Origin of the sequence: Streptomyces sp. NPDC046939, assembly GCF_040644575.1 — a bacterium.
Classification (GTDB): domain Bacteria; phylum Actinomycetota; class Actinomycetes; order Streptomycetales; family Streptomycetaceae; genus Streptomyces.
The window spans coordinates 16,741-32,514 of record NZ_JBEYWV010000011.1 but is presented as its reverse complement, the minus strand read 5'-3'; the positions used below and the strand labels follow the sequence as shown (position 1 = coordinate 32,514).

The window sequence follows — 15,774 nt, the reverse complement described above, 5'->3', positions numbered from 1 at the left end:
CGCAACCCTCGCGAGCACCCGCCCTCGGACCCACCCGGCACCCGGCCCGGACCCGCCCAACACCCGACCCAGACCCCGCCCCGCGCTCGCTCTCAGGCCTCGGCCCCGGTCCGCTCCCCCGCCTCGGTCTCCTCCCGTACCCCGAACCGCTCATGCAGTCGCCGCAAGCGGCTCGGGGCCCACCAGGCCAAGGGGCCGAGCAGGGTCATCGACGCCGGTACGAGCAGTAGGCGCACCACGCTCGCGTCGATCAGGACCGCCAGGGTGAGGCCGAGGCCGATTTCCAGGATCGGGGCGAAGCCGCCTGTCATGAAGGCGCCGAAGACGACGGCGAGGAGCAGCGCCGCGCAGGTGACGACGCGGCCCGAGCGGCGCAGGCCGTCCACCACGGCTTGGTCCGGGTCACCGGTCGCGCGCCATGTCTCGCGCATCCGGGCCAGGATGAACAGTTCGTAGTCCATGGCGAGGCCGAACGCGATCGCGATGATCAGCGGGGGCGCGGTGAGGCTCAGCGCGCCGAGCCCCTCCCCGCCGAGCCATGAGGCCAGGTGTCCGTCCTGGAAGACCAGCACGACGACCCCGAGCGCGGCGCCCAGGCTGAGCAGGGTCGTCAGGACCGTGCGCAGGGGGATCAGTACCGAGCCGGTGAAGGCGAAGAGCAGGACCAGGATCCCGGCGAGGACGGTGAGCGCGGCCCAGGCCGTGCGGTCGGCGAGCATCTGCCGGAAGTCGACGAGCCGCGCGGCCGTCCCGGCGACCACGACCGGGTCGGACCCCCGTACCTCCCGTATGTCGGTGACCAGCCGGGTCGCCGTGCCCCCGTCCACCGAACCCGCCGGCTCGACGCGCAGCACCCGCGTGCCGTCGTCCAGTGTCCGTGCCCGCGACGACGCCACGCCCGGCAGCGCCGCCACCCGCCGCTCGAATGCCGCGTCCGTCCCCGGCCGCGCCACGACCGTCACCGGGTCCACGCCCGTCCCGGCTGGGTAGTGCGCGTGCACCGCGTCGTACACCTGCCGCGCCTCGGTGGACGCGGGCAGTTGGCGGGCGTCCCCGATGTCGATGCGCATGCCGGTGACGGGAAAAGCCAAGGCGAGGAGCCCGAGGACGCCCAGGGTGAGGACGGCGACGGGGCGGCGGCCCGCGAACCGGGCGAGCCGGGCGAAGACGCGGCCCTCCTCGCCAGGGGCGCGCGGCTTGGGCGGGGCGATGCGCTTGCCGAAGCGGGCGAGGAGCGCGGGCAGCAGGGTCAGCGCGGCGAGCATGTCGACGACCACGACGGCGGCGACGGCCAGCCCCATGCTGCGCAGGAACGGGCTGGGGAAGACGAGCAACCCGCTGAGGCTGACGGCGACGGTGAGGCCGGAGAAGAGGATGGTGCGGCCCGCGCGTTCCACGGTGCGGTGCACGGCCCCGGCGACGTCGCCGCCCGCGCGGCGCTCCTCGCGGAAGCGGACCACCATGAGGAGCGCGTAGTCCACGGCGAGGCCGAGCCCGAGCATCGTCGTCACCTGGACGACGTAGACCGAGATCTCGGTGATCTGGCTGAAGCCGAACAGGGCGAGGAAGGCGCCCGCGACGCCGCTCACGGCGACGAGCAGCGGAAGACCGGCGGCGCGCAGCCCGCCGAAGATCAGCAGCAGCAGGCCGAGGACGACCGGCAAGGAGAGCAGTTCGGCGCGTTGCACGTCCTCCTGGGCGCGCTCGCCGAGCTGCTTGCCGAGCAGGGGGCCGCCGCTGATGTGCGCCTCGGCGCCGTCGATCTCCTCGACGCGGTCGGCGGCGGCGTCCACGGCGGCGTCCTCCGCGTCGTCGTCGAGCCCGCCCGCGAGCGTGACGGGGACGATCAGGGCCCGGCCGTCCTCGGCGGCGAGGCCGGGTTCGGCGTAGGGGTCGGGGACGTCGGCGACACCGGGAATGCGGCGCAGGTCGGCGACGGCGCGGCCGACCGTGGCGCGTACCCGCGGGTCGGTGACGCGGGGCGCCTGGACGACGGCGGTGAGGGATTCACCGCGCGGGTCGAGGCGTTCGAGCAGCGCCTCGGCGCGGTCGGACTCGGTGCCGGGCACGTCGGGCACGGCGTCGGAGAGCCGGCCGAACACGCCGGTGCCGAGGCCGAGACCGAGCGCGATCAGGGCCAGCCAGATGAGGATCACGGTGCGGGGGCGGCGGGTCGCCGTCCGGGCGAGTGCGCTGAGCACGGCTCCTCCTCGGAGGTCCGGTGGGCCGAAGGGACCCGGTCAGCGTGGCGGCTCGGAGGGGGCGGGCGGATCGCCGGGGCGGGCGGTTCCGGGGCTCGTCCGCGCGGGTGAGGCGGCCCGCGTCGGATCGCCCGCGCGTGGGAGGTCAGTCGGCGGCGGGCGTCACGAGCCCGGACTCGTACGCGCGGATCACCGCCTGCACCCGGTCGCGCAGCCCCAGCTTGCTCAGCACGTTGCTGACGTGCGTCTTGACGGTGTGCTCGCTGACGTGGAGCGTGCGGGCGATCTCCGCGTTGGTGAGGCCGCGCGCGAGGTGGCGCAGCGTCTCCGTCTCGCGGGCGGTGAGCTGGGTGAGGCTCGGCGGGGTGGCGCTCCGGTGGCCGCGGCGGACGAGGTCGGCGACGAGACGGCGGGTCACGGACGGGGCGAGGAGGGAGTCGCCCGCCGCGACGACGCGGACGGCGTGCACGAGGTCGTCGCGGCGCACGTCCTTGAGCAGGAACCCGGACGCACCGGCGTACAGCGCCTCGTACACGTACTCGTCGAGGTCGAACGTCGTCAGCATGACGACGCGGCACGTGGACTGCGCGCACACGCGGCGCGCCGCCTCCAGGCCGTCCGCGCGGGGCATCCGGATGTCGAGGAGCAGCACGTCGGGGGCGTGGCGCAGGACCGCGGTGACCGCTTCGTCGCCGTCGCCCGCCTCGGCGACGACCTCGATGTCGGGTTGCGCCTCCAGGATCATCGTGAAGCCGCTGCGGACGAGTTCCTGGTCGTCGGCGACGACGACGCGGATACTCATGGGGCGGCCCGTGGCAGGCGGGCACGCACCCGGAACCCGCCCTCGGGCCCCGGGCCGCCGTGCGCGGTGCCGCCGCAGGCCGTGGCGCGCTCCCGGATGCCGACGAGCCCGTGCCCGCCGCCGTTCGCGCGCGGTCCGGGGCCGGTGCCGTCGTCCGTCACGGTGATGGTCAACTCCCGCTCCGCCCAGTCGAGTTGTACGTCCGCCCGGGCAGCGTACGCGTGCTTGACCGTGTTGGTCAGTGCCTCCTGGACGATGCGGTACGCGGCCGTCTGCGTGTCGGGGCCGAGGGGGCGGGGGTGGCCGGTGGAGCGCAGGGTGACGCGCAGGCCGGTGGTCGCGTCGACCCGGTGGAGCAGCTCGGGCAGGTCGTCGAGGCCGGGCTGCGGGGCGCGGGCCCGGACGTCGTCGCCGAGGTCGGTGGGGTCGCGCAACACGCCGAGGATGCGGCGGAGTTGCACCATGGCGTCGCGGCCCGCGCCCGCGATGGCGTCGAACGCGGCCTCCGCCCGCTCGGGGCGGCTGCGCACCACGACCGGCCCTGCCTCGGCCTGCACGACCATGAGGCTGACGGCGTGGGCGAGGACGTCGTGCATGTCGCGGGCGATGCGGGCGCGCTCGCGGGCGGCGGCACGGGCCCGGTCGGTCTCCCGCTCGCGCTCCAGGGTCCGGGCGTGCGCCTCCAGGGTGGCGGTGTGGGCGCGTTGCAGCCGGGCGAGGATGCCGAAGCCGTACGCGCTGAGGAAGCTCAGCAGGTGGAAGGCGTACTCGAACGGTTCGGCGTGTTCCTTCATCGCCATCGTCACCGAGCCGAACACCACCCACCCGGTGAGCATGAAGCGGCGCGGCCCGCTGCGACAGTAGGCGGCGACGGTGTAGAGGACGACGAGACCGCCGTACACGACGTCGGGCGGCGGCGCGTGGTGGAGGGCCATCGCGGTGGTGAACGCCGCGACGGTGTACGCGCACGTCATCGGCGCCCGGCGCCGCCACACCAGCGGCACGGCGGTGCCCGCGCCGAGCAGGAACCCCTGCCAGGACAGCGGGTCGCCGTCGCGGTCGGGGAAGAGGAACTGGAGCGACACGGCGAACAAGACCAGCGCGGCGAGGGCGCCGTCGACGACGTACGGCGAGGTCAGGTACGGGGACGTGGTGCGCGGCAGACGCATGGGACGACTCCTCGCGGCGCGTGACGGGACCCTCCGGGCGGGGCCAGTATCGGCCGCCCGGCCCGGTGGGTCCTCGCCGGTGCGAGGGATATTTCGGTCCCCGTACGTTCTGGTCCCCGTACGTTCTGGTCCGCGTGCGGTCTAGTACGGCCGGTCGCCCGCGATGGCGACGCGCTCGGCGACACGGCGCGCGTCGCCGTAGTCCGCGACGGCGTAGTGCTGCGTGGCGCGGTTGTCCCAGAACGCGACGTCGCCCGCCTGCCAGCGGAAGCGGACCTGGAACTCCGGGACGTGTGCCTGCTGGAAGAGGAGCCGCAGCAGGCGGTCGCTCTCGGCGCGGTCGAGGCCGACGATGCGGGTGGTGAAGGAGGTGTTGACGAAGAGCATGCGCCGTCCGGTCTCGGGGTGGCGGCGCACGACCGGGTGGCGGACGGGCGGGAAGGTGTCCTGCCAGCGGGCGAGGCGCTCGGGCCCGTAGAAGCGGCGGAAGCCGGGCAGGAAGTCGTGCTCGGCGACGGCTCCGTCGATGCGGGCCTTCACGTCGTCGGGGAGGTTGTCGTAGGCGGCGGCCATGTCGGCCCACATGGTGTCGCCGCCGAACGGCGGGACCTCGCGCAGTTGCAGTACGGCTCCCATGGCGGGCCGCTCGCGGAAGGTGACGTCGGTGTGCCACACGTTCTCGAACGACGGGGTGCCCGCGGCGCCCTTGTCGAAGCGTGCGACGTCGTCGCTGTCGCCGCGCTCCAGGAGCGGGTTGGTCTCCAACTCGCCCCAGTTGAGCGCGAATCGGCGCTGGCTGTCGCTGCTGAGGTGCTGGCCGCGGAAGAACAGCACCTTCCATTCGAGCAGGGCCCGGTTCAGCTCTTCGCGCAGGGCGTCGGTGAGCGGGCGCGCGAGGTCGAGGCCGCGGATCTCGGCGCCGATGGTGGCCGCCTGCGGGACCAGCTCGAACAGTTCGTAGGGGCGCTCGCGCCATCCGTCGGGCGTACGGCGCAGCAGGCGCCGCCCTTCGTAGAGGCCGTCGGCGGGAATGGGCGCGGGGCGCAGGGGGGCGATGGCAGGCGTTTCGGGGGACAGTTCCGTCACGGACATGGGCACTCTCCGGAAGGCGCGCGGTGATCGCGTACTCGCGGCGGTGGCGGGAGACGCGAGGGGGAGCCGTACGGGCGCGGCCCACGCGAAGAGGTCCAGGGGGCCCGCGGAACGTACGGAGAAGGAAGCGACGAGGGACCGGCGGTCCTGCTACAAGCCGCTGCGCGCGCAACCACATCGGTCCGGCGCGGTGGCCGTTCCGAACGCGTGGGCGCGATAGGTGAACATGCCCTCATCCTGCGCCGAGGATGATCATCGCGTCAAGAGCGCGCCGCCCCCGCGTTCGGCGGGGGCGGCGGTCGGGGTGCGGTTCAGGCCACCGGGACAGGGACCGGGAAGGTGGGGTACTCCACGCCGGAGACGTGCTGGACGACGCGGATCACCTGGCACGAGTAGCCGAACTCGTTGTCGTACCAGAGGTAGAGGATCGCGTTGTCGCCGTCGACCTTGGTCGCGCCCGCGTCGACGATGGAGGCGTGGCGCGAGCCGATGAAGTCGCTGGAGACGGCGTCGGGCGCGCTGATGAAGTCGATCTGCCGCTTGAGCGGTGAGGTCAGCGAGACCTGGCGCAGGTAGTCGAGGACCTCCTCGCGGGTGGCCTCGCGGCCGAGGCGCAGGCTGAGGATGGCGATCGACACGTCGGGGACGGGCACGCGGATCGAGCTGCCGGTGATCGGCGCCTTGAGGTCGGGCAGCGCCTTGGCGACGGCGGAGGCGGCGCCGGTCTCGGTGATGACCATGTTGAGCGGCGCCGAGCGGCCGCGCCGGTCGGCCTTGTGGTAGTTGTCGAGCAGGTTCTGGTCGTTGGTGAACGAGTGGACCGTCTCGACGTGGCCGCGCAGGACCCCGTACTCGTCGGCCATGGCCTTGAGCGGCGGCACGATGGCGTTGGTGGTGCAGGAGGCGCAGGACAGGATGCGCTCGTCCGGCTTGATGGTGTCGTGGTTGACGCCGTGGACGATGTTGGGCACGTCGCCCTTGCCGGGGGCGGTCAGGACGACCTTGTCGATGCCGGGGCGCAGGTGCTGGGAGAGACCCTCGCGGTCGCGCCACTTGCCGGTGTTGTCGATGAGGATCGCGTCGCGGATGCCGTAGTCGGTGTAGTCGATCTCCGACGGGTCGTTCGCGTGGATCACCTTGATGGCGTTGCCGTTGGCGTTGATCGTGCCGTTCGTCTCGTCAACGGTGATCGTGCCCTGGAACTGGCCGTGGATGGAGTCCCGGCGCAGCAGCGACGCCCGCTTCACGATGTCCTCGGCGGCCCGCTCGCCGCCGCCGCGCACGACGATGGCGCGCAGGCGCAGGCCGTTGCCGGAGCCCGCCTTCTCGATGAGGAGGCGGGCGACGAGGCGGCCGATGCGGCCGAAGCCGTAGAGGACGACGTCGCGTCCGGCGCCGCGCTCGATCTTGGCCGCGCCCAGGGCCCCCGCGACGGCCTCGGCGGTGAACTCCTCGACGGAGAGCCCGCGTTCGTCGGCGCGGTACGTCGTCGCGAGCATGCCGATGTCGATCTGCGAGGGGCCCAGGTCGAGGCCGGCGAGGGCGCGCAGGAACGGCATCGTCTCGGTGACCGAGAGCTCGGCGCCGGCTATCTGCCGGGCGAATCGGTGGGTCTTGAGGATGCTGACCACCGACTTGTTCACCAAGGAGCGGCTGTGCAGCAGGACGTTGACGTCCCGCTCCCTGTGCAGCTTCCCGATGATCGGGATCATCGACTCCGCGGTCTCCTCGCGGTGCTTCCAATTGGTGAACGAGTCGTCATTGACAGTCACGTGCGTCTCTTTCGAGCTAGGCGGCGCTCATATGCTAACCCGCCCGTTCAGCGGCGCTCCGGCGCCCCCTTGAAGGGTCCGTTTCCGCCGAACGCCAGCTCCGCGAAGCGCTCACCCATGCGGCGGTGGGCGGTGGCGTCGGGGTGGATGCCGTCGGGCAGCGGTAGCTCGGCGAAGTCCTCGTCGCCGTAGAGCGCGCGGCCGTCGAGGTAGTGCAGGTGCGGGTCGTCGGCGGCGCGCTGCTCGACGATGCGGGACAGCTCCGCGCGGATCACGTTCAGGGTGAGCTTGCCCTGGGCGCGTTCGGCGGGGTCGCCCATGGCCCGGAACGTGAACCGGCCCTCGGCCATCTCGCTCAGGTCGGGCGCGCCGGGGCCCGGGGTGTCCTCGTGGATCGGGCAGAGGACCGGGGAGACGACGAGCAGGGGGGTCGTCGGATGCCCTTCCCTGAGGGTGTCGAGGAAGCCGTGCACCGCCGGGCCGAAGGCGCGCAGCCGCATCGCGTCGTAGTTGACGATGTTGATCCCGATCTTGACGCTGATCAGGTCGGCCGGGGTGTCCCGCATGGCCCGGGCGGTGAACGGGTCGAGCAGGGCGCCGCCGCCGAACCCGAGGTTGACGAGGTCGACGTCGGCGAGGGCCGCCGCGCGCGCGGGCCAGGTCGTCGTGGGGCTCGCGGCGTTGGAGCCGTGGCTGATGGAGCTGCCGTGGTGCAGCCACACCGGCCGGCCGCGCTGTGCCGCGGGCTCGACGGGGGCGTCGGTGCGCAGGGCGAGCAGCTCGGTGGTCTCGTCGTGCGGGAGCCAGATCTCGACGTCCTTCATGGCGCCGGGAAGCTCGTCGAACCGCAGGGTGCCGGGCGCGCCCGGGGAGCGCCCGAAGGCGCCGGTGGCCATGTCGATGGTCAGGACGTCGCCCCCGCTCACACTCCCCTGCCGCGCGAGCCGCCCGTCGATGAGCAGGTCGTAGATGCCGTCGGGCCTGCCGGGCACGCCGGTGTAGGCGCGCTTGGTCGGCAAGGTGTCCAGCTCGATGACGGTGGCGCGGCTGCGGAAGACGATCCGGACGCCGGAGGGCTGGCTCTCGACCATGGCGAGCTGCCCGTCGGTGTTCTGCGCGCGGGCCCAGGCGGGGAGCCGGTGCGGCAGGAGCCCGCGCTCGGTGCGCTCGACGTCGAGAGCGCCGCGCAGGAGCTCGGGGGTGAGCGGGGTGGTGATGTTCACGTTGCTGTCCATATCGCTGTCCATATCGCTATCGCTGTCCATACCTTCGATGTGCCCTCAACCTGTTGATCGATGGGGCGGTCAGGAGTCCCGCTCCGGCCAGTTCCGCAGCAGCGCGTCGAGCGCGTCCAGCGTCCGGAGCCACGTCTCGTCCGTGTCCGGGGCGCTGTGGCTGAAGCTGCCGCTCATCTCCAGGCTCACGTAGCCGTGGAAGACGCTGCCGAGGAGGCGCACGGCGTGGGTCTGGTCGGGTTCGGCCAGGTCGTAGCCGCGCAGCAGGGCGCGGGTCATCCGGGAGTGCCGGGGGCCCGCGCTGGCGGCGGCCGCGTCGGGGTCGAGGCGGAACTGGGACGCGGCGTAGCGGCCGGGGTGCTCGCGGGCGTAGTCCCGGTAGACGTTGCCGAGGGCGCTGAGCGCGTCCTTGCCCGCGCGGCCGGCGAGCGCGTCGGCGGCGCGGTCGGCCATCTCCGCCAGGGCGAGCATCGCGATCCGGACCTTGAGGTCGTGCGAGTTCTTCACATGCGAGTACAGGCTCGCGACCTTGACGTCGAACCGGCGGGCCAGCGCCGAGACGGTGACGTGCTCGAACCCCACCTCGTCGGCCAGCTCGGCCCCGGCCCGCGCCAGCCGCTCCGCGTTCAGCCCTGCTCGCACCATGCCCGTACGTCCTCCATGTAGCTCTAGCTCGACCTTGCACTCATTATGCATTTGCCTAAAACCTTTAGGCAAATTAGCCTCGGTCTTATGAAGCCACTGACCGAACGGGAGATCCGTTCCGCATTCGTGAACTGCACCAAGGGCGAGGCGACCCGGATGAACATCCCGCGCGATCTGGCCGACCGCCCCTGGGACGACCTGGACTACTTCGGCTGGCGGGACCCCCAGGCGCCCGACCGCGCCTACCTCGTCGCCGAACTCGACGGCCGCCTGCGCGGGGTCGCGCTGCGCGCCTCGCACACCGGGGCGTCGATGACGCGGCGCAGCATGTGCTCGTTCTGCGTGACCACGCACACCGGCGGCGTCTCGCTCATGGTCGCGCCCAAGGCGGGCAAGGCCGGGAAGCAGGGCAACTCGGTGGGCGCGTACATCTGCAGCGACCTCGCCTGCTCGCTGTACGTGCGCGGCAAGAAGGACGCGGGCATGGGATCGCGCCTGCACGAGACGCTGACGGTCGAGGAGAAGGCCGAGCGGACGATGGCGAACCTGGCGACGTTCGTCGCGAAGGTCACCGCGTAGGCGCCGACCCGGCAACCCCGGGCTCCCCCGCGACCACTAGGTGCTGAACCGGCACCCCGCCGGAACGGGACGAGACGATGCGGGAGACCACGATGAGCCGACGCACGACACAGCGCCCCCTGGCACGGCGCCTCTCCGCCACCCTGACCGCGGCGGCCCTCACCGCGGGCGCCGGAGTGGCCCTGTCCGTGCCGGAGGCGTCCGCCGCCGCCGCGGGCGCCACCGGCTACGCGACGCAGAACGGCGGCACGACGGGCGGCGCGGGCGGCACCACCGTGCGCGCCACCACGGGCACCCAGATCCACCAGGCCCTGTGCGGCCGCGCCGCCGCCGACACCCCGCTCACCATCCAGGTCGAGGGGACGATCAACCACGGCAACACGAGCAAGGTCTCCGGCGACAGTTGCGACACCGCCGCCGGGGTGATCGAGCTGAAGAAGGTCAAGAACGTCACTCTCGTCGGCGTCGGCAGCGGTGCTGTATTCGATCAACTCGGCATCCACATCAGGGAGTCGAGCAACATCGTCATCCAGAACGTCACGGTCAGGAACGTGAAGAAGTCCGGCTCCCCCACCTCCAACGGCGGCGACGCCATCGGCATGGAGAAGAACGTCCGCAACGTGTGGGTGGACCATGTCTCCCTCGCCGCGTCCGGCGGCGAGGACGAGGGCTTCGACGGCCTCTTCGACATGAAGAACAACACGCAGTACGTGACCCTGTCCTACAGCACGCTGCGCAACAGCGGCCGCGGTGGCCTCATCGGCTCCAGCGAGAGCGACCTGTCCAACGGCAACGTCACGTTCCACCACAACCTGTACGAAAACCTGGACTCGCGCGCCCCCTTGCTGCGCGGCGGCACAGCCCACATTTACAACAACTCGTACGTGAAGCTGAACGAGTCGGGCATCAACGCGCGGGCCGGTGCCAAGGCCAAGGTGGAGAACAACTACTTCAAGGACTCCAAGGACGTCCTCGGCACCTTCTACACCGACGCCAAGGGCTACTGGCAGACCAGCGGCAACATCCTCGACAACGTGACCTGGTCCTCGCCCGGCGAGGAGAACAACCCGGCAGGCCCCGACATGAAGTCCACGACCACCGTCTCGGTCCCGTACTCCTACACGCTCGACAAGGCGAGCTGCGTGCCGTCGATCGTCAGCAGGACGGCGGGCGCCAGCACGGGCCTGAAGGTGTCCGACGGCAGCTGCTGACCCGTAAGGACTACGGACTTACGGACTTACGGACTCACCGACTGGGCGGGAGCGGCACCTCCGCCCGTCCGGGGCGGTGCCGCGTCGGGGCGGGTGTCGGCGACCTCGACGCGGAACACGTCCGGCAGCAGACGGAGCGTCAGGCGGCCGTGACGACAGCCACCGCGTGCGCGGTCTCCGAGCCGTTCGCGACGCCGCACCAGTCGTTCAGTTGCTGCACGGCGAGCGTACGGGCCAGGCGGACACCGCCGACGCCGACCAGGTACGACGCCCGTACCGATGCCACCCGTACGGCGATGCGGCCCCTTTCTGTACGGGTCCTGTACGGGTCCGGCCCCGTGTCCGCGCACGAGCGCCCCGCGTTGAACCATGCCCGACAGAAGGATGTGAGGACGATGCGGGACACGCAGAAGGGCTGCGCGGCCAAGCCACGGGAGGAGAAGGATCTGCCGGGCGCGTGGGCGGCGTACGGCGCGCTGCTGCGACACCTGCGCAAGCGGGCCGGGTTGCGGCAGCAGGAACTGGGCGACGCCATCGGCTACTCGCTGGAACAGGTCGCCTCGGTCGAGCAGGGGCGCCGCCCGGCGAAGGCGGCGTTCACGACGGCGGCGGACCGGACATTGGAGGCGCGGGGTTCGCTGGAAGCGCTCCAGGACGAGGTGGACCGGGGCAAGTTGCCGCGGTTCTTCCGCAACTTCGCCCAGATCGAGGCGGAGGTGGTGAGCCGCTTCTCGTACGACCCGCTGCTGGTGCCTGGTCTGTTGCAGACCGAGGCGTATGCGCGGGCCGTTTTTGCGGGGCACTGTCCGCCGTTGAGCGCCGAGATCATCGACCGGCACACCGAGGCACGGCTGTCCCGGCAGAAGTTGCTCAGCCGGGTGCCGCTCGCGGAGTTGTCGTTCACCATCGGCGAGGAGGCCCTGCGCAGCTCTGTGGGCGACCCCGCCGTCATGCGCGGACAGTGGCAACACCTGCTGGCGGTGGGCGCCTTGCGCAACGTCGAGGTGCAGGTCATGCCGGCCGCCAGCGGGTTCCACTGCGGCCTGGACGGACCGTTCGTGACGCTGGAGACCAAAGAACACCGGCACCTCGGGTACGTCGAGTCACAGGAAGTCGGGTACATCGTTCAAGATCCGGCAGATGTCAGCGCCTTCGGATTGCGCTATGGCAAGCTGCGCTCGCAGGCTTTGAACAGCGACCAGTCTGCGCGGCTCATCGAACGACTGGTAGGAGAGACATGAGCGTCGAGCAGGTATCCGAGGGCGTCCACCCGCTGCACTGGTACAAGAGCAGCTACAGCGGATCCGGCGGCGGCGACTGCGTCGAGGTCGCCGCCGGTCCCGACGCCGTCTACGTACGGGACTCCAAGGCCACCGGGAACGGCCCCGTACTACGGGTCGGCCGGGACCAGTGGGAGGCGTTCATGGCACTGTCACGCCCCTAAGGGCGCGGCAGCGCTTGGGTCCTAGTGACCCCGGAACGCCTCCTCCAGCCACCACGCCCCGCGCTCCCGCACCACCTTCGCGTCGATGAGCAGGGGTGCGGAGCGTGGGCCCGCCACCCACTCCTCCACGGCCTTCAGGTCGTCCCGTGTCCGTACGGTGACGGCCTGGAAGCCGTACCCCCGGGCGACGGCCGCGATGTCGGTGTCCGGGAACCGGACCGTGGCGAGCGGGAAGCCGTCCGGCCCGAAGTGGTGCACCTCCGCGCCGTACGCGTCGTCGTTGTAGACGACGATGACCAGCGGGATTCCGAGCCGTCGCACCGTGTCGAGCTCGACGGCGCTCATCATCAGGCCGCCGTCCCCGAGCGCGGCCACCGCGAGCCGGTCCGGGCGGGCGAGGGCCGCGCCGACGGTGGTGGCGAGGCCGAGGCCGATGGACTGGAACGCCTGTGTGAAGCAGAGGCCCTGTTCGTCGGGGACGGACAGGTACATGGTCGGGTAGCCCATGAAGTTGCCCGAGTCGACGCCGATCACGCGCTCGGCGGGGAGGATGTCGTCCAGGGCGATGCTCAGCGTGCGCGGGTCGATGCGGTCCCGGGTGCTGGTGTCCTCGTACGGGAGGTCGCGCCAGCGCAGTCGGGCGGCGAGGGCGGAGGCGGTGCCGGGCGTCCGGTGGGCGAGGGCGTCGTGGTCGCCGAGCGCGGCGAGCGTGCGTCGCGCCGTCAGGAGGACGTCGCCGGTGATACCGAGGGCGACGGGCCGGTTGGCGCCGAGCGCCGCCGGATCGTCGTCGACCTGGACGAGCGTGGTGTCCGCGCCGATGAGCCGCCCGTGCCGGGTGGTCCACATGGTGAGCGAACAGCCCCAGCTCACCAGGACGTCGGCGCCTTGGAGCAGTTCGGCGGCGAGCGGCGAGGCGAAGCCGCCCGCCACGTCGAGGGACCACGGATTGCCTGCGAACAGGCCGCGGGCCACCGCCGACGTGGCGAGGAGCGCGCCGCACCGTTCGGCGAGCGCTTCGAGGGCGGCGCGGCAGCCGGGCCCGCGCGCACCGCGTCCGGCGAGGAGGACGGGACGCTCCGCGCGCGTGAGGAGGTCGGCGAGGGCCGCCACGTCGGTGTCGGCGGGTGCGACCGCGGGGCGCGGTGAGGGCGGCCGCACGGCCGCCAGGGCGTGGGCCGCGTCCGGGGCGTCCTCGGCCTGCACGTGGAGCGGCAGGTTGAGCACGACCGTACGGCGTTCCTGGACCGCGGTGCGCACGGCGTCGCACGCCTGCGCGACGGCGTCCGCCGCGGACGTCACCCGGGCGACCCCGGCACCGAGCGCACGCGCGAGCGCGTCCTGGTCGACGGCGAAGTTGGAGCGCGGCTGCGACGCCTCCGCCGCGACCACGACGAGCGGCGTACGGCTCTTGGCGGCCTCACCGATGCCGGTGAGGGCGTTGGTGTACCCGCACCCCTGGTGCACGCTGACCGCCGCGACGGCGCCGCTCACCCTGGCGTACGCGTCGGCCATGGTGGCGGCGCCGCCTTCGTGGCGGGTCGCGACGAAGCGCGCTCCGGCCGCCACCATCGCGTTGGTGACGTGGAAGTTGCCCGATCCGACGACGCCGAAGACCTGCCCGACGCCCGACGCGACCAGGGCCCGCCCGACCGCCTCCGCCACCTTCACGACCGCTGCCCGCCGGTGTGCTCGACCAGGGCGAGCACGCGCGCGGGGGCGCCGGAACCCGTGACGATGGGAAGGGGCCCGGCGACGAGGACGGCACCGGTCGGCGGCAGCCGGTCCAGGTTCCGCAACTGCGTGAGGCCGTACTTGCCGCTTCCCATCAGATACGAGTGACAGGGGAACGCCGGTTCGAAGCTGTGGGCGCGGCCCGCGTCGGTGCCGACGGTCTCCACGCCGAGCCCGATGACCGGCGTCCGTTCGGCGAGCCAGCGGGCGCACTCGGCGGACAGGCCGGGCGTGTGCAGGCCGCTCTCGTCGGCGTTCAGGAACGGCTCCTGCGCGTACGCCCTGCTGCTCCACCCCGTCCGCAGCAGCAGCCAGCCGCCCTCGGGCAGTGCGCCGTGCCGCTGCTCCCACGCCTGGAGGTCCGCCACCCCGACGAGGAAGTCGGGGTCCTTGGCGGCCTCGTCGGTGAAGTCGGCGACCACGGCCGGGGCGATGAGCTGCCGGGCCGGGACCGACGCGATGTCCGCGCCCTCCCTGCCGGTGACCCAGTGGTTCGGCGCGTCGAAGTGGGTGCCGGTGTGCTCGCCGGTGCGGAAGTTGTTCCAGTACCAGGCGGGGCCGCGCTCGTCGTACCGGCTGATCTCCTCCAGTTCGAACCGCGCGGTCTGCCCGAACTGGGGCGGCAGTTCGAGCACCGGGGTGCCTGACGACAAGGGAGCGGTGAGATCGACGGCCTCGATCGCGCCGCCCCGCAACCCGGCGACGAGGGCGCCGAAAACGGAAGGGGCGGGAGACGCGGAGGATGCGGCGGGCGCGGCGGGCGGTGACGGCGGCTCGGGCATGTCCGCATCTTGGGGGCAACGGCGCCGTGCGCGCCACAGTGGATCCCCAACTTTTTGCAAGGACCCGCCATGTACGTGGTCCGCTATGGCGATCAATGTGGTCGACCTGGTAGGCAGGATGACGTGACGTTACGTCAGGTAAGGACGAGAACGCGTGAGGCGGCCGTCGCCACAGTCGCCCTCGCGCTGCTGCTGACGGCGTGCGGCGACTCCGACTCGGACAGCGCGGGTGCCGGGCGGGACGACCATGTCACCGTCGCCGCGCTTCCGTTGACGGACTCCGCGGCGCTGTACCTCGCCCGTGACCGCGGCCTCTTCGCGAAGGAGGGGCTGAAGGTGACGATCCAGCCGGTGCAACAGAGCCTCCAGGCGTTGCCCGCGCTGACGAAAGGGCAGGTCGATGTCATCGCGAGCGCGAACTACGTGACGTTCCTCCAGGCGTACGAGAAGGGCACGCTCGACGTACGGGTCCTCGCGGAGGGTGTACGGACCGCACCGCACATGATGGACGTGCTCGTGCCCAAGGACTCCGGCATCAAGAGTGCGGCTGATCTGGACGGCAAGAAGGTCGCCGTCAACATTCTCAACAACATCCAGACATTGACCCTCAACGCAATACTGGACAAGCGGGGAGTCGGCCGACCGGACTATCGGCAGATAGCGTTTCCGCAGATGGGGCCCGCGCTCGAACGGGGCCAGGTCGATGCGGTGCACGCCGTCGAGCCGTTCGACAGCTCGATCCAGGACGACCTCGGGGCGCGGATCGTCCTGGACGGGGGCGCCGACCCGGTCCAGGCGATGCCGATCAGCGGGTACGTCACCACGGCCCGATACGTGAAGGACCATGCGGAGACCGCCGCCAAGTTCCGGCGCGCGATCGAGGCGGCGTCGAGGATCGCGGCGCGGGACCCTTCCGCCGTGCGCGCGGAGCTGCCGAAGTACACGAAGGTGACAGCGGCGCAGGCCAGGACGATGGGGTTGCCGTCGTACCCGGCGACGGCCGACCCGGCGCGGTTGCGACGCCTCGTCGGCCTCATGCGGGAACAAGGGCTGCTGAAGAAGGACGTCGACCCGTCGGCGCTGCTGGTGAAGTGAGCGGGGAAGGCGG

General features: G+C 72.0%; 14 protein-coding genes and 1 pseudogene. 5 read left to right on the top strand and 10 right to left on the bottom strand.

The window, feature by feature from the left end:
• Positions 1 to 92 precede the first annotated feature (92 nt).
• From ABZ877_RS14220 to ABZ877_RS14190, 7 genes are all read right to left on the bottom strand, one after another.
• A complete protein-coding gene (locus tag ABZ877_RS14220) occupies positions 93 to 2,201 on the bottom strand; it encodes an MMPL family transporter (protein ID WP_361069574.1) in 2,109 nt (702 codons plus the stop codon).
• A 145-nt stretch (positions 2,202 to 2,346) separates the two neighbouring features.
• Complete coding sequence (locus ABZ877_RS14215) at positions 2,347 to 3,003, bottom strand: response regulator transcription factor (RefSeq protein WP_361069571.1); 657 nt, start codon at positions 3,001 to 3,003, stop codon at positions 2,347 to 2,349.
• Entirely contained in the window at positions 3,000 to 4,172 is a 1,173-nt protein-coding gene (locus ABZ877_RS14210; protein ID WP_361069568.1) for a histidine kinase, read from the bottom strand. Before ABZ877_RS14210 ends, ABZ877_RS14215 begins: the two co-directional genes overlap by 4 nt.
• 141 nt (positions 4,173 to 4,313) lie before the next feature.
• A complete protein-coding gene (locus ABZ877_RS14205) occupies positions 4,314 to 5,264 on the bottom strand; it encodes a TauD/TfdA family dioxygenase (protein ID WP_361069565.1) in 951 nt (316 codons plus the stop codon).
• A gap of 311 nt (positions 5,265 to 5,575) precedes the next feature.
• Positions 5,576 to 7,036, bottom strand: coding sequence for a glyceraldehyde-3-phosphate dehydrogenase (locus tag ABZ877_RS14200; RefSeq protein ID WP_361069562.1), 1,461 nt, complete (start codon positions 7,034 to 7,036; stop codon positions 5,576 to 5,578).
• A gap of 47 nt (positions 7,037 to 7,083) precedes the next feature.
• The gene (locus ABZ877_RS14195; protein WP_361069560.1) at positions 7,084 to 8,271 is read right to left on the bottom strand and encodes a GDSL-type esterase/lipase family protein; all 1,188 of its coding nucleotides are present in this window, start codon (positions 8,269 to 8,271) and stop codon (positions 7,084 to 7,086) included.
• A gap of 69 nt (positions 8,272 to 8,340) precedes the next feature.
• Positions 8,341 to 8,916 (bottom strand): WHG domain-containing protein, encoded by a 576-nt coding sequence (locus tag ABZ877_RS14190; protein ID WP_361069557.1) that lies wholly within the window; start codon positions 8,914 to 8,916, stop codon positions 8,341 to 8,343.
• A gap of 87 nt (positions 8,917 to 9,003) precedes the next feature.
• On the opposite strand from ABZ877_RS14190, the gene ABZ877_RS14185 reads away from it, so the two are divergent.
• Positions 9,004 to 9,495 (top strand): FBP domain-containing protein, encoded by a 492-nt coding sequence (locus ABZ877_RS14185; protein WP_361069554.1) that lies wholly within the window; start codon positions 9,004 to 9,006, stop codon positions 9,493 to 9,495.
• Positions 9,496 to 9,587: 92 nt separating this feature from the next.
• Positions 9,588 to 10,703: pseudogene (locus ABZ877_RS14180) on the top strand (polysaccharide lyase family 1 protein); the annotation flags it as partial.
• Positions 10,704 to 10,845: 142 nt separating this feature from the next.
• On the opposite strand, the gene ABZ877_RS14175 reads toward ABZ877_RS14180, so the two are convergent.
• On the bottom strand, positions 10,846 to 10,992 hold the full coding sequence (locus ABZ877_RS14175) for a hypothetical protein (RefSeq protein WP_361069552.1): 147 nt from the start codon (positions 10,990 to 10,992) through the stop codon (positions 10,846 to 10,848).
• Positions 10,993 to 11,101: 109 nt separating this feature from the next.
• On the opposite strand from ABZ877_RS14175, the gene ABZ877_RS14170 reads away from it, so the two are divergent.
• Together ABZ877_RS14170 and ABZ877_RS14165 are read left to right on the top strand one after the other, a co-directional pair.
• Positions 11,102 to 11,947: a helix-turn-helix transcriptional regulator gene (locus ABZ877_RS14170; protein ID WP_361069549.1), complete on the top strand. Its 846-nt coding sequence runs from the start codon at positions 11,102 to 11,104 to the stop codon at positions 11,945 to 11,947.
• On the top strand, positions 11,944 to 12,150 hold the full coding sequence (locus ABZ877_RS14165) for a DUF397 domain-containing protein (protein ID WP_361069546.1): 207 nt from the start codon (positions 11,944 to 11,946) through the stop codon (positions 12,148 to 12,150). The genes ABZ877_RS14170 and ABZ877_RS14165 overlap by 4 nt, the downstream gene beginning before the upstream one ends.
• A gap of 21 nt (positions 12,151 to 12,171) precedes the next feature.
• Here ABZ877_RS14165 and ABZ877_RS14160 read toward each other — a convergent pair whose 3' ends face one another.
• Together ABZ877_RS14160 and ABZ877_RS14155 are read right to left on the bottom strand one after the other, a co-directional pair.
• Complete coding sequence (locus ABZ877_RS14160; RefSeq protein ID WP_361069543.1) at positions 12,172 to 13,821, bottom strand: thiamine pyrophosphate-binding protein; 1,650 nt, start codon at positions 13,819 to 13,821, stop codon at positions 12,172 to 12,174.
• Complete coding sequence (locus ABZ877_RS14155; RefSeq protein WP_361069540.1) at positions 13,818 to 14,666, bottom strand: cyclase family protein; 849 nt, start codon at positions 14,664 to 14,666, stop codon at positions 13,818 to 13,820. The genes ABZ877_RS14160 and ABZ877_RS14155 overlap by 4 nt, the downstream gene beginning before the upstream one ends.
• A 123-nt stretch (positions 14,667 to 14,789) precedes the next feature.
• On the opposite strand from ABZ877_RS14155, the gene ABZ877_RS14150 reads away from it, so the two are divergent.
• Positions 14,790 to 15,761 carry an ABC transporter substrate-binding protein gene (locus ABZ877_RS14150; RefSeq protein ID WP_361069537.1) on the top strand — a complete coding sequence of 324 codons (972 nt, stop codon included), beginning with the start codon at positions 14,790 to 14,792 and terminating at the stop codon, positions 15,759 to 15,761.
• The last annotated feature ends 13 nt before the right edge of the window (positions 15,762 to 15,774 follow it).

Bases quoted from the DNA above. Each gene is read 5' to 3' on its own strand.
- ABZ877_RS14165 (WP_361069546.1), top strand. From the start codon at position 11,944: ATGAGCGTCGAGCAGGTATCCGAGGGCGTCCACCCGCTGCACTGGTAC.
- ABZ877_RS14205 (WP_361069565.1), bottom strand. From the start codon at position 5,264: ATGTCCGTGACGGAACTGTCCCCCGAAACGCCTGCCATCGCCCCCCTG.
- ABZ877_RS14170 (WP_361069549.1), top strand. From the start codon at position 11,102: ATGCGGGACACGCAGAAGGGCTGCGCGGCCAAGCCACGGGAGGAGAAG.
- ABZ877_RS14210 (WP_361069568.1), bottom strand. From the start codon at position 4,172: ATGCGTCTGCCGCGCACCACGTCCCCGTACCTGACCTCGCCGTACGTC.
- ABZ877_RS14195 (WP_361069560.1), bottom strand. From the start codon at position 8,271: ATGGACAGCAACGTGAACATCACCACCCCGCTCACCCCCGAGCTCCTG.
- ABZ877_RS14185 (WP_361069554.1), top strand. From the start codon at position 9,004: ATGAAGCCACTGACCGAACGGGAGATCCGTTCCGCATTCGTGAACTGC.
- ABZ877_RS14155 (WP_361069540.1), bottom strand. From the start codon at position 14,666: ATGCCCGAGCCGCCGTCACCGCCCGCCGCGCCCGCCGCATCCTCCGCG.
- ABZ877_RS14215 (WP_361069571.1), bottom strand. From the start codon at position 3,003: ATGAGTATCCGCGTCGTCGTCGCCGACGACCAGGAACTCGTCCGCAGC.
- ABZ877_RS14190 (WP_361069557.1), bottom strand. From the start codon at position 8,916: ATGGTGCGAGCAGGGCTGAACGCGGAGCGGCTGGCGCGGGCCGGGGCC.